Origin of the sequence: Clostridium sp. AM28-20LB (genome assembly GCF_003480665.1) — a bacterium.
Taxonomy (GTDB): Bacteria; Bacillota; Clostridia; order Lachnospirales; family Lachnospiraceae; genus Otoolea; species Otoolea fessa.
This window is the reverse complement of sequence record NZ_QUJN01000001.1, coordinates 58,520-71,239: the sequence shown is the minus strand read 5'-3', so window position 1 is coordinate 71,239 and position 12,720 is coordinate 58,520. Positions and strand designations below refer to the sequence as shown.

The 12,720-nt window shown below is 44.1% G+C and carries 8 protein-coding genes; 4 read left to right on the top strand and 4 right to left on the bottom strand.

The window, feature by feature from the left end:
• Nucleotides 1–129: 129 nt before the first annotated feature.
• From DW739_RS00315 to DW739_RS00300, 4 genes are all read left to right on the top strand, one after another.
• The gene (locus DW739_RS00315; protein WP_107001171.1) at nt 130–666 is read left to right on the top strand and encodes a hypothetical protein; all 537 of its coding nucleotides are present in this window, start codon (nt 130–132) and stop codon (nt 664–666) included.
• An 808-nt stretch (nt 667–1,474) separates the two neighbouring features.
• Nucleotides 1,475–1,897 (top strand): sigma factor-like helix-turn-helix DNA-binding protein, encoded by a 423-nt coding sequence (locus DW739_RS00310; protein WP_107001170.1) that lies wholly within the window; start codon nt 1,475–1,477, stop codon nt 1,895–1,897.
• Between the two features lie 490 nt (nt 1,898–2,387).
• Nucleotides 2,388–2,588, top strand: coding sequence for a hypothetical protein (locus tag DW739_RS00305; RefSeq protein WP_107001169.1), 201 nt, complete (start codon nt 2,388–2,390; stop codon nt 2,586–2,588).
• A 400-nt stretch (nt 2,589–2,988) separates the two neighbouring features.
• Complete coding sequence (locus DW739_RS00300) at nt 2,989–4,497, top strand: recombinase family protein (RefSeq protein ID WP_107001168.1); 1,509 nt, start codon at nt 2,989–2,991, stop codon at nt 4,495–4,497.
• Between the two features lie 112 nt (nt 4,498–4,609).
• Here DW739_RS00300 and DW739_RS00295 read toward each other — a convergent pair whose 3' ends face one another.
• From DW739_RS00295 to ppdK, 4 genes are all read right to left on the bottom strand, one after another.
• The gene (locus DW739_RS00295; RefSeq protein ID WP_107001582.1) at nt 4,610–6,460 is read right to left on the bottom strand and encodes an ABC transporter substrate-binding protein; all 1,851 of its coding nucleotides are present in this window, start codon (nt 6,458–6,460) and stop codon (nt 4,610–4,612) included.
• Nucleotides 6,438–8,645: an ATP-binding protein gene (locus tag DW739_RS00290; protein ID WP_118742445.1), complete on the bottom strand. Its 2,208-nt coding sequence runs from the start codon at nt 8,643–8,645 to the stop codon at nt 6,438–6,440. Before DW739_RS00290 ends, DW739_RS00295 begins: the two co-directional genes overlap by 23 nt.
• Nucleotides 8,629–9,444 (bottom strand): ABC transporter substrate-binding protein, encoded by an 816-nt coding sequence (locus tag DW739_RS00285; protein WP_107001673.1) that lies wholly within the window; start codon nt 9,442–9,444, stop codon nt 8,629–8,631. The genes DW739_RS00290 and DW739_RS00285 overlap by 17 nt, the downstream gene beginning before the upstream one ends.
• Nucleotides 9,445–9,838: 394 nt before the next feature.
• A complete protein-coding gene (ppdK, locus tag DW739_RS00280; protein ID WP_022359744.1) occupies nt 9,839–12,472 on the bottom strand; it encodes a pyruvate, phosphate dikinase in 2,634 nt (877 codons plus the stop codon).
• Nucleotides 12,473–12,720: the final 248 nt, after the last annotated feature.

The following is a 12,720-nucleotide window of genomic DNA, read 5'->3' as shown; positions in this document are numbered from 1 at the left end:
CGATTAGTAAAGGGAGGGATACCATTGGGGCTATAGAGGAGGAGAATTTGAGAGAATAGTGCCTTACATAATGGTGGGCGCTAAAAAATCTGAGTTTGTTACTATGGTAAAGTCTCAAGGAGGTCATTTATGAAGAAAGGTTTGAAAAAGGCATTGGGTCTGTTGGTAGCGCTGAGTCTCATGGTAGTTGGTAGCGCATTTAGTGCTCTTGCTGCTGATTCTCCAGAACAGAGACAAACATTCAGTGTCGATCTGAATAATTTTGACGAAAGCCAGCCCTATTCGGAAACATTACATTTCGAGAAGGACGGTCAGCCGGTAACAGTGACACTTAGCTATACGCCTCCTTTAACTCGTGATCCTGCTACTGAAGGAACGTGGAAATCGGATGCATTTTGGGGTGTCGCAGGTATGGATTACAGATTTGACTTATCAAAGAGTGGTAGCCAGTGGAAAATTTCTAATGCACGTGATTTAAATACCTACTGTGTTGGCGGAACGGTTGAAGATGAAAGTTTAGCCATTGGCCGTGCAACATCTACCTCAAGCAAAGCGGCCGAAGTGACTGGCTCTATGAGAGCAAATGTAGTCGGCGGAGTAGGAACACTTTCTTTCGCTTTAAGAACGGAAGTTTTTAATGGAGAAGTTTCTACCGTATTAAATTAAGAATAATATAAGTAGAGTCCTATTCAAAAAGGTGTTGATGTAAATATGTCGGCAATGTCTATATTTTTTCTAGTTGTATGCTCCGTCCTTGGACTTGGTGTTTTATACTGTATAGCTCGAATTATAGGATGGCTATTCAATCAGATAAAAAATAATGCTGATTAAGTGAAAGCAATTATACAATTTAAAAGGGTTGTTGCAAAGAGAAAAGTAATGTTCTGTATATGGTAGATTTAATAATTGACATATACTATATATAGTAAATTGAGTCTGTTTTGTAACAACCTTTTTAAAAGAAAATTTTTAGTAACAATTAGATAGAGTAGAGGTACGTTAACCATTAACATATCCTCTACTCTATTTTTTTATTTTTGCCTCCTATCTACGACAAATTTTGCAAAAAATACATTATATGATAATAAAAGAACTACGAGATTTTTACGCGGAGGTTGCTAATAACATGAGTTAGATTATTGAGAAAAAATAGATGAAGCAACGCCCCTTTTGCTTTACCTCCTCCTAGATGGGAGGAGTTTTATTCCAATTTAAACTTTTTTAAGGCTCAAACAAGCTGTTATTTGTTTGAGCTTTTTTTATGTTCGACACCTTATTTCAGGATTTGCTATCGAAACAGAGCCAGTCTTGAGATAAGCTGTCGAGGCTTTTTTAGAACGAGTAGCCATCTTTACTATTTTATAGATTTTTCACTGTTATTTTTTGAAAATTTCAGAAATTTCAGCCTACATATACGCTCCCCGCCGCTTCTGTTTTGTTGTCCATCCATCACAAAACAAAGCGGAGGTTCAATATGGCTATTATAAATTTACGGGACTATTACCCTTTTTATACGTCAGACTACTTTATGGAAGTACCAGAAGATGTTGTTGAAATGTTCAAGGAGTTTGACCGGAAGGAAGCCGCTTACCGTCTGCGTACATACCGGCACAAAGCCTATTACTCCCTGGATCGGAATGATGGAATTGAGCATGAGGCGCTTTTCGTTGCGTTCTCTCCCTATGAACTGTATGAGCGTAAAGTGACGATACAAGAACTCTATACCGCCATCTCACGACTGCCCGACAAACAGGCAAAGCGCATTTACGCTCATTTCATTCTCGGCTTGACGAAACAAGACATTGCCCGGGCCGAGGGTGTGGATGAAAAGGTCGTGCGGCTCGCCATTGAGCGCGGCCTTCGGAACTTGGAAAAAATTTTAAAAAAATTTTTATAAGGTGTACCGATTTCGCCTCAAAAATGAAATGGCTTATGAGAGGCAGTCAAAGCCTCGGGCCACATTGGCCCGAAGCGGGACACGCCTCACGCAGATTGAAAACTGAATAAAAGATAGACGGATACGAAGGGTGCTTGTGTCCAGTGACAGGCCCGCCATGACCTCTATTTTTACACTAGAGAGAGCGACCAGGCCCATGCCGTAGGCAGACTGTGGCAGGTCTGCCGGACAAAACACAAAACCCGGATACTTGCGATTAGTCACAATCCGAGCGTGCAGCGGTGTTGCGAACCGTGAGCCGTCGCAGGTAATGAGATCGCCTTGCCATCAGAATGGGGAGAGCTGAAATGCTATGGGACAAAAAGCCAACTGTCCGTCCGGTCTATCTGAAAAAACTTTCTAACCTGTGGGGCCCTTCCTCTATTACTGTCTGATGATAGGGCAACCGTTCTGGCTGGGCCCCATATTTTTCTATGAACAGGAGAATTTTATGAAGGAAAATATATCTAGTCCAGAATTAACGCTGAATATATGGAGTAATGACGCCTGCCGGGGCTATGTGATTATGGCCATGCAGGACTGTGGATTCACCCATAAAGATATTAGCCGTGTAGTAAATCAGCTTTATGGAGTGTTTGACTTATACACACTCAACGAGGCTGAACAGAAATATTATAACGGCGATTATTAGCTTCGGGCCAACGTGGCCCGAGGCTGGGGAAAGCTCAAAGGGCAGTTCCTTCCAGGGAGCCGCTTTTTTAGGTTTCCCCAGCAGACAAGAGGGAAGCTGGCCGCTGTTCATCCGTACTGAAAAGTGGAGGTTTTCGATGGTTCAATCTGTTACATACCAAAGCGAAAAACAATCCGTATATTTTCAAGGGAAACTTATCGTATTGGAAAATCTAATTCCGGTACTATCCCCGGATGAAAAGAACAAGCGAAAAAGAGAAATCGAAAATCACTTATATGATGTGTTCAGTAAATACACGGACAGATTTTACTAATCAACCGCAACATTGTTGTCCGGGGCTGCCTATGGTATAATATAATTGTAAGGTTGGTAGCTCCATTCCATACGGAAGGAGCCCAATATGGACATTATCAGAGAAGATTGTATATACGCGAGACAGTCGGTAGACCGTAAGGACAGTATCAGCATTGAAAGCCAGATTGATTTTTGTAAGTATGAGCTGAAAGGCGGAAGCTGTAAAGTATTCAAGGATAAAGGCTATTCCGGGAAGAATACGGACAGGCCGGAGTTTCAAAAGCTGTTAGGAGAAATCCGAAAGGGCCGGGTGCGGCGGGTAATCGTTTATAAGCTGGACAGAATCAGCCGTTCCATTCTGGACTTTGCAAACATGATGGAGCTGTTCCAGGAATATGACGTGGAGTTTGTTTCGTCCACAGAAAAGTTCGACACCTCAACCCCAATGGGGCGGGCCATGCTGAATATTTGTATCGTATTCGCACAGCTTGAACGTGAGACAATCCAGAAACGCGTCACGGACGCTTACTACTCCCGGTGCCTGAAAGGTTTTCACATGAGCGGACAGGCCCCCTATGGTTATCAGTTGGAGCCGACAGTGGTTGAAGGTATCCGCACAAAAAAGATGGTGGCAGACCCCGAAACTTCCCAATATGTAAAGCTCATGTTTGAAATGTATTCCGAGCCGGAAACGTCTTTTGGTGACATTACACGGTACTTTGAGGAACAGAACATCAAAGTTTACGGTAAATCGCTATTCCGTACCTTTATTTCACAGCTTTTAAGAAATCCTGTTTACGCACAAGCAGATTTAGAACTCTACGAATTTTTTAAAAGCCAGGGGGCGGCTATTGTCAATGACGCTTCCGATTTTGCCGGAACCAATGGCTGTTATCTCTATCAGGGCCGGGACGTGAAGGAGGATAAAGACAGGAGCCTGAAAGACCAGATACTTGTAATCGCTCCACATGAAGCGCTCATACCGTCTGATGTATGGCTGAAATGCAGGAAGAAGCTAATGACAAATAAGAGTTTTCAACAAGGACGTAAGCCGAAAAATACATGGCTTGCCGGAAAAGTTAAATGCGGGTGTTGCGGATATGCCTTAAAGGCAACACACGTTCCGAACAGCGAAGGCTATTTTCGCTGTAGTAAACGGACTGAAAATAAAGGCTGCCCGGGCTGTGGTAAAATCCGTAAATCTGAATTTGAGGAATTTATTTTCAGTGCTATGCGGGCGAGATTTAAAAATTTTCAAGTCCGCCATAGCCGGGAGGAAAAAGTCAATCCCAAACTGACCGCCCATCAAATTGAACTGGCGCAAGTTGAAGCCGAGATTGAAAAACTACTTGATACGCTAACCGGAGCCAACGCAACACTTCTTGCCTATGCTAACAAAAAAATTGAAGAACTGGACACTCGCCGCCAGACCATTTCAAAGGAGATTGCGGAAATGTCCATTGAAACAATGTCACCCCAAAAGGAGCAGGAACTCTCTTATTACCTCGACCATTGGGACAGCATTGAATTTGACGACAAAAGGAAAGCCGTTGACGGCCTGATTATTTCAATCAGCGCAACTAGCGACCACGTTCAAGTAGAGTGGAAAATCTAAGCTCTAACTTCTGGATTATCCCACTCTACTTACTTTCAAATCTATCTTTTCTTTTTAATCTTGTTTGTACCCCTTGTACACCGTTGCTTATGATTCTTAATATCCATTTTTCTCACCTCAGAGCCACATAGTCTTCAGGCTCTGCAAGAACGGCATCACCATCTGAAATATATCCTATCCAGGTATCCTTCACAGAAGTATCTCCCCTATCAAACACAATATTATCCTCTACCGGATAATTCTCCATGTGTTTAGGTATCGTCAGGCAGGTTACCGTGAACATATCATTGTCTTGAACTTTCTTTCCATCCTTCATAACTTTGCTCAATGTATAACCATCATCCGTTTCCCTGATCTCCACAGAAATACCGCTGACTACAGGTAGAGAACCGCTGTTAAAGGGAATAAAGCCTCCCTCATAGCCTTCCACAAAATTTCTGACAGTCTCTTTCAGCTCTGCCCCACTCATCTTACTGCTGTAAGCCAAAAGACCATTTGGCATGATCATGCTGCCCGCCATTTTTTTCGTATACCCGGCTTTCAGCACGTTTCCGGTAAAGCTGTTTCCGGTGGCGATCAGCACATCCGTCCCGTAGACACCGCGCAGCGTATTTGCCATAACCGAATAGGCTGCATTACCTCCACTGGCATGGAAACGATTGGAATAGAATTTCTGTGAATCCAGCAGGATATCCTCGGAGATAGTCTGCTGATTCAGAAGCTGGGTGTTAAAGGACTGATAAGCCTGCCCTGCATCGTATTCTCCTGCGATCATCTTAGATACTACATCCTTGGAAATAGAGAAGAAGTCATTTGACGCAATACGGATATACATGTGATTTTCTTCGATCACAGGTTTCACATCTTTCAGATATTCTGTAAGATGGATATCCACATCCTGGCTGTAGCTTAAGAGATCCTGACCATCATAAAGGATCTGGTTCTGAGCATCCTCTGAAAGCATTGTATCCAATACCTTCATGGCTTTCTTCCGTCGTGTTTCATCCTGTGCCAGATCACGGTTTAAAGCCACTTGAAAATAGGGTGTCGTCATCAGCCATTTTTCTCCATTCTCTTGAAAGAATGGCAGAAATGTTGTGTGAATGCCCTGATCCTGAAACATTTTTACACCGGAAGAGCTTCCAAAGTACATGGCAAGCTTACCACTTTTGAACAACTCAACCACATTATCATAGTTCAAATCCAAATCATCCCGGTTCAATCCTGTATCCCGGATAAACCGCTCCATCCGTTCAAAAGCCGCCGGCCAGACGGTATTGTCCAGACCTTCTTTCACTGTATGATCCGGGTCACTGTAGGTGGTGCGCCATCTGCGTCCGTCGGCAGAAGAAAGTTCTGACGCCGACAGGCCCTGCAGTGTCTCCATACAGGTATAGTCATAATAATAGTCTGCGGTAAACCCTCGGATTCCCACCTTATCAAATGCCTCGCAGGCAGAGACAAAGCTTTCATAGTCTGTTGGCAACGGGATATCATATTTTTCAAAAAGATCTTTGTTCACTACAAAGCCATGGGCATCCGCACACACCGGAAGCCAGTTTATGCTGCCATCCTCGTTCCTAAAATTGTTTAGATATGTATCATAGACAGCACCTGCCGCATTGGTTGTGGAAAGATCCATCAGGCTGTCTTTCAGCGAACTTGCATCATGCAGTGAAAAACGACAACAGGTTATAATATCCGGCAATCCTCCATTTTCATCAAGAAACTTATAAAAATCCAGATCATTATTTCCTACTACAAATTCAATGTTAATATCCGGAAGCTGTTCCTGAATATAGGGTGCATATTTTTCATACAGGTTTGTGCTCCATAAATACACCGTGATGGTTTCTGCATCTTCTTTTTCCGCTCTTTTCCCGCCGCAGCCTGATAAAAGTAATATGGCCATTACCATCACCAGGAATACAGCAAGTAACTTATTTCTTTTTTCCTTTTTCATTACGAATCCCCCTAAAACTGTGTTCCGCTAGTTCATAAATTACCTTTACCAGTAATTTTGCATCAACAGGCTTAGAAATATGTTCATCCATTCCCGCTTCTTTTGCTCTTATTCTGTCCTCCGTGAACGCATTTGCTGTCATTGCAATGATCGGTATCGTCTTAGCATCCTCTCTCTCCAGAGACCGGATCCTCTTCGTTGCTTCATAACCATTCATGACCGGCATCATGATATCCATGAGGATCGCATCAAATTCACCTAACTCACTTTTTTTGAATTGATCCACAGCTTCCTGCCCATTCCATGCCTTGGTCACGACAGCACCTTCATTCTGAAGCATAAATTCAGCAATTTCTATGTTCAGCTCATTATCTTCTGCCATAAGAATATGCAGTCCCTTTATAGATTTTCCATCTGATACATCTTTCTGTTCTTCCCATTTATCCGAATTCAGATCTATTTTAAATGGAACCTGGATCACAAAGGTAGTCCCTACACCATCTTCACTTTCAAAGGTAATGGTTCCACCCATTTTCTCAACCAGCTTCTTTGCAATCGACATTCCCAGACCCGTTCCCGCAAATTTTGTGCGGCTTCCTGCGTGTTCCTGTACAAACGGTTCAAAAATATGTTTCTGAAACTCTTCTGCCATTCCGATTCCGGTATCCCGGCAGACAAATTCTATCGTCGTCATCTCTGGCTGTTCGGATGGAATCTCCCGGCAGCTAATATAGATATATCCGTTTTTTCTGTTATATTTCACCGCATTCGACAGAATATTCATCATCACACGTTTCACATGTCCTGGACTTCCAATAAGCTTTCGATGTGTGATTTCTTTCTTCTCCCACACAATCCGGATATTCTGGTCTGCAGCCATCTGCTCGATCACAACAAGTACTTCCCGGGAAATACGGCTTAGATCAAATGGAATTTCTTCCAGAATCACTTCACCCGCCTCCAGCTTACTCATATCCAGGACATCGTTTACCAGCTCCAGCAACAGATTGGATGCCTCTTTCACCTTTGTTCTGTATTCTGTCTGTTTCTCCATATCATCTGCACAATGATCTGCCATATTGAGTAAACCGCAGATTCCATTAATCGGAGTCCGGATATCATGGCTCATCCTTTGGAGAAATTCCGTCTTCGCCCTATTGGCGGCTTCCGCCTTTTTGGCAGCTATCAGAAGTTCTGATTTATATTTTTCATCCTTTTCCCGCTCTTGTTTCTCATGTTCCAGATTGGTTCTGAAGATACAGGACCAAAATATACCAACTATCAAAGAATATAGAAAAATGACACCAGCCACACTTAATGGAAGGTTATGAAACACTTCCTCATCCGGAAGATATGCATAAATATAATAATCCCGCTGCTTCAGCATGATTCCGTAGCATCCGGTTCCTTCATTCTTCAAATGAAAAATATGCTGGCTGTCTGTGTGCTTTTTCATTGCCTGAATAACCTCATTGTCGGCCGTATTCTGCCCCAACAGGCTCTCATCGTTACTGGCAACAACGAGCCCATCGTCTGCAACAATAATTGTTCCATCTTTCTGGACACTATATCCATTTAAAAGCCCTTGTATCGTCAAAGTATAGTTTCTGGTAAATTCAGGAGATGTGTAATAGTAAATTGCCACAATACCCGGTGCGTCTTTTCTGGCGCAGGCTGCAATGTCGATCCGGGACCCGTCTTCCCTGGCAAGCCGTTCCGAATAGCTTCTTTCTTCATATCCTGTAAAATCCATGATAATTTCTTTTTGCAGATACTCCGTAATCTCATCCGTCAGAGACTCTTTTGTGCTATACTCACAGACCGTCTTTCCCTCTGCATCCAGTACAAGGATGCCATCCACCCAGAGAGTCTGCAGATTATCTTTTAGAAACTCCCGGCTTAACTGACCACCGTTTTCTCTTTCCATGTTAATATTGGTACTCATCTGTCTGGCACTTTCAATGGCACGGAGAAGGCTTTTGGATTCCGAAGATTCATTATAATGAGTATAGGTGGAACACTGCACTTTCACATAGTTTACAATCTCTACCATTCTTTCTTCTGCTTCCGCTTTTTCCGCATGAAAGAAATAAGTCAGGGAAACTACCGCCACACAGATTCCAAACAAAATACCAACTATTTCTATCTGCTTTTTCTTTGTCCTTCCCTTAATATCCAAGTTCATCCACCTCCAGATACCTTCCCGGATCATCCAGATATTTTTCAATGATTTTCAGGGATGTTCCATCCCGACGCATTTCCTCCAGGGTCTGATCCATCTGCTCACAGATTCCCCGGTCATCCTCTTTTGCAAAGGCAACCCCTATACCGGTGATCATCAGCGGCTCTTCCAGAATACGAAAGCTTGTGTCATAATCCTTCATATACTGGACAATCGATTCCTCATGTGCGGCAACTGCATCTACGTATCCTTTTCCCAGAAATGTATAGATCAGCTCCCTGTGTCCCAAACTGATCAGATTGCCCAGCTTTGGGATTCTCTCATCCGTCCGGTTCAGAAAAATACCTTCCGGTTTGGTTGTGGACTGAACAGCCAGATTCTTTCCCTCCAGGTCACTCAGTTTATAGATATCACTGCTCTCATTTACAGCAACCACCTGACGGCTTGCTATATACGGTCCGGCCCAGCGGTACTCGTCAAGGCGCCCTTCCATGGAAAAACAGCCCATGATGCAATCGATCTCCCCGCTCTCCAACAGTTCTTTTTTCTTCTCCCAGTTGATCTGGACAGGCTCCACCTGATAGCCCATTCTTCTGAACGCTTCTGTAGCCAGTTCTACATCAATTCCTGTCGGCACACCATCCTCATTCAGATAAGTGTATGGTGGATAGCTGTCGCTTCCCAGGGTGATGACGGGTTTTTCCGTTTCTTTTTTATTCTCACCTGTGTTTTTGCACCCTGCCAGGGTAACTGCTAAGATTCCAACAAGCAGAATACCTGCGATCACTCTTTTTCCTTTCATTTTCATTCCATCCCTGTTATTCTTTTCTATTTCTTCACATCTGATTTCCGGCCATTTATTACGATTCAGTGGTCCGCGCTTAGGTGCCCCCGCATATAAGACTTAATTTCCTATATGATCAAAAAAAGCTCCATGTAAAAAATTTACAGGAACTTTATCCATAATACCCACTTAACTCTTACCTTATATTCTTACACTTTTTATTATAGCATTCAAAATATACCATGTCCACAAAAAGTTTCCATCATCCATTTTGTTACTGTTCACACATGCGTGAACAGTAACTCCATTTTTTCATAAACAGCCACAGATTATTTATACAAAAGGACCCCCTTACTTTCGTAAGGGAGTCCTTATCTACCCATTTATTCTATTTAAGGTTTCCTTTAAATAATTATTTCTCAGCGATTGCAGCCTGAGCAGCAGCCAGACGAGCGATCGGCACACGGAACGGTGAGCAGGATACATAGTCAAGACCAATCTTGTGGCAGAACTCTACGGAAGACGGGTCGCCGCCGTGCTCGCCGCAGATACCTACATGAAGGGTCGGGCGCTCTGCTTTACCTAACTTGATCGCCATCTCCATGAGCTTACCTACGCCAGTCTGATCCAGTTTTGCAAATGGATCGCTCTCGAAGATCTTCTTATCATAGTAAGCATTCAGGAACTTGCCTGCATCATCACGGGAGAAGCCGTAGGTCATCTGAGTTAAGTCGTTTGTACCGAAGCAGAAGAATTCAGCCTCTTTTGCGATGTCGTCAGCGGTCAGAGCTGCACGCGGGATCTCGATCATGGTACCTACTTCGTACTTCAGATCAACGCCTGCTGCTGCGATCTCCTCGTCAGCGGTCTTCACAACGATATCTTTTACATATTTTAACTCTTTCGCATCGCAAGCGAGCGGAATCATGATCTCCGGTTTTACGGACCAGTCAGCGTGTGCTTTCTGTACGTTGATAGCTGCACGGATAACAGCCTTGGTCTGCATAACTGCGATCTCCGGATAGGTAACTGCCAGACGAAGTCCACGGTGACCCATCATCGGGTTGAACTCATGCAGGGAAGCAATGATGTTCTTGATAGTCTCAACCGGTTTGCCCTGAGCGTCAGCCAGTTTCTTGATGTCATCTTCCTCAGTCGGAACAAACTCATGCAGCGGCGGATCCAGGAAACGGATCGTAACCGGGTTGCCCTCCAGAGCCTCGAACAGACCTTCGAAGTCGCCCTGCTGATACGGAAGGATCTTATCCAGAGCTGCTTCTCTCTCTTCTACGGTGTCAGCACAGATCATCTCACGGAAAGCAGCGATTCTGTCTTCCTCGAAGAACATATGCTCAGTACGGCAAAGACCGATACCTTCTGCGCCAAGCTCTCTAGCTTTCTTCGCATCTGCCGGTGTATCAGCGTTGGTACGAACTTTCAGTCTTCTGAACTTGTCAGCCCATGCCATAACGCGGCCGAATGTACCAGCGATGGTAGCGTCTACGGTCTTGATCTCGCCCTCGTAAATATTACCGGTTGTACCATCAATGGAGATGAAGTCTCCCTCATTGAACTCTTTACCAGCTAATGTGAATTTCTTATTTTCTTCATCCATAGCGATGTCGCCGCATCCGGATACACAGCAGGTACCCATACCACGGGCAACTACGGCTGCGTGAGAGGTCATACCACCACGAACGGTTAAGATACCCTGAGCAACCTTCATACCGGTAATGTCTTCCGGAGAGGTCTCAAGACGAACTAAGACAACCTTCTCGCCCTTTTCAGCCCATTTCTCAGCATCCTCTGCAGTGAATACAACTTTACCGCAAGCAGCACCCGGAGAAGCACCTAAGCCTTTTCCAAGCGGAGTAGCTGCCTTTAATGCAGCAGCGTCAAACTGCGGATGCAGCAGTGTATCGAGGTTACGCGGGTCGATCATAGCGACTGCTTCTTCCTCTGTCTTATGGCCTTCATCTACCAGGTCGCAAGCGATCTGCAGAGCTGCCTGAGCAGTTCTCTTACCGTTACGGCACTGTAACATATAAAGTTTACGGTTCTCTACAGTAAACTCCATATCCTGCATATCATGGTAGTGGTTCTCAAGCACATCGCAAACCTTGATGAAATCTGCATATGCTTCCGGGAACTCCTGCTCCATCTGAGCGATCGGCATCGGAGTACGAACACCAGCAACTACGTCCTCGCCCTGTGCGTTCTTTAAGAACTCGCCCATCAGCTTCTTCTCGCCGGTTGCCGGGTCACGGGTAAATGCAACACCTGTACCGGACTCATCGTTTAAGTTACCGAATACCATCGGCATTACGTTTACTGCAGTACCCCAGGAATACGGAATATCATTATCTCTTCTGTATACGTTCGCACGTGGGTTGTCCCAGGAACGGAATACAGCTTCGATTGCTAATTTTAACTGAACAACCGGGTCAGACGGGAAGTCCTCACCTAACTGTTTTTTGTACTCAGCCTTGAACTGCTCAGCCAGAGTCTTTAAGTCAGCAGCAGTCAGTTCGATATCGTACTGAACACCCTTTTCTTCTTTCATCTTGTCGATGAGCTGCTCGAAGTATTTCTTACCAACTTCCATAACGACATCCGAGAACATCTGGATGAAACGTCTGTAGGAGTCATATACAAATCGCTCAAATTTCGGGTCCGGGTTGCCTGCGATCATCGCTGCAACTACCTCGTCATTTAAACCAAGGTTTAAGATGGTATCCATCATACCTGGCATGGATGCTCTCGCACCGGAACGAACCGATACTAACAGTGGGTTCTTCAGATCGCCAAATTTCTTTCCATTGAGCTCTTCCATCTTCTTAACGCCTTCCATGGTCTGTGCCATGATCTCGTCGTTAATCTTGCGACCATCTTCGTAATACTGGGTACAAGCCTCAGTTGTGATTGTAAATCCCTGTGGAACCGGCAGACCGATGCTTGTCATCTCCGCCAGGTTCGCTCCCTTTCCTCCCAGCAGGTTACGCATGGTCATGTCGCCCTCGCTAAACATATAAACCCATTTTGCCATAAGTATTTTCCTCCTATACTCGTTTATGTTTTACATTCACATATTTGTATTTATGTGAAAGATAAAAGCCATCGTGAATATTATAACATAAACTGCGGTCTAGTAAAGAGTTTTTTTGAATTCTTTCCAACTTTTTTTCGATCAATATATATTTTTTTGTAATTTTCGCGAATATTAAATGAGATGACTATCCAGAACAGTGCCTAATCTTCCCCAAAATAAATTTCGTTCTTTGCAAAATGCCAAAA

Bases quoted from the DNA above. Each gene is read 5' to 3' on its own strand.
- DW739_RS00315 (WP_107001171.1), top strand. From the start codon at position 130: ATGAAGAAAGGTTTGAAAAAGGCATTGGGTCTGTTGGTAGCGCTGAGT.
- DW739_RS00295 (WP_107001582.1), bottom strand. From the start codon at position 6,460: ATGAAAAAGGAAAAAAGAAATAAGTTACTTGCTGTATTCCTGGTGATG.
- DW739_RS00285 (WP_107001673.1), bottom strand. From the start codon at position 9,444: ATGAAAGGAAAAAGAGTGATCGCAGGTATTCTGCTTGTTGGAATCTTA.
- DW739_RS00305 (WP_107001169.1), top strand. From the start codon at position 2,388: ATGAAGGAAAATATATCTAGTCCAGAATTAACGCTGAATATATGGAGT.
- DW739_RS00290 (WP_118742445.1), bottom strand. From the start codon at position 8,645: ATGAACTTGGATATTAAGGGAAGGACAAAGAAAAAGCAGATAGAAATA.
- ppdK (WP_022359744.1), bottom strand. From the start codon at position 12,472: ATGGCAAAATGGGTTTATATGTTTAGCGAGGGCGACATGACCATGCGT.
- DW739_RS00300 (WP_107001168.1), top strand. From the start codon at position 2,989: ATGGACATTATCAGAGAAGATTGTATATACGCGAGACAGTCGGTAGAC.
- DW739_RS00310 (WP_107001170.1), top strand. From the start codon at position 1,475: ATGGCTATTATAAATTTACGGGACTATTACCCTTTTTATACGTCAGAC.